This window comes from Desulforhabdus sp. TSK, assembly GCF_022836495.1.
Taxonomy (GTDB): domain Bacteria; phylum Desulfobacterota; class Syntrophobacteria; order Syntrophobacterales; family Syntrophobacteraceae; genus Desulforhabdus.
On sequence record NZ_BQXM01000211.1, the window covers coordinates 1 to 360 of the forward strand.

Sequence of the window (360 nt, forward strand, 5' to 3'; positions counted from 1 at the left end):
TTAGCCCCGTAACTCCCCCGGCATCCGCCACCGCGCCGGGACTGCTCACGACCTGCAAAAGATGCTGAACCGAGGCGTCCATCTTGTTCAAAAAGGGCCTCGGGCTCACGCCGATCCAGACGATGAAAACGATGATGGGGAGTAAATACGCGTACTCCCGGGAGGTCATATCCTTGAGGCCCTTATTTTCCTCCTTCGTGATCTCCCCGTACATGACCCGCTTGTACATCCAGAGAAGGTAGATGGCCCCCAGCATGAGCCCGATGGTGGATAGGAGCCCGTAGCCCACGGAGGCCTTGAAGGCGCCGATGAGGATCAGCAGCTCGCCCACAAACCCGTTCAGCCCCGGCACCCCCATGG

1 pseudogene is annotated in these 360 nt (G+C 60.0%); it reads right to left on the minus strand.

From position 1 onward, the window contains the following. Positions 1 to 360: pseudogene (locus MWC30_RS22135) on the minus strand (Fe-S-binding domain-containing protein); the annotation flags it as partial.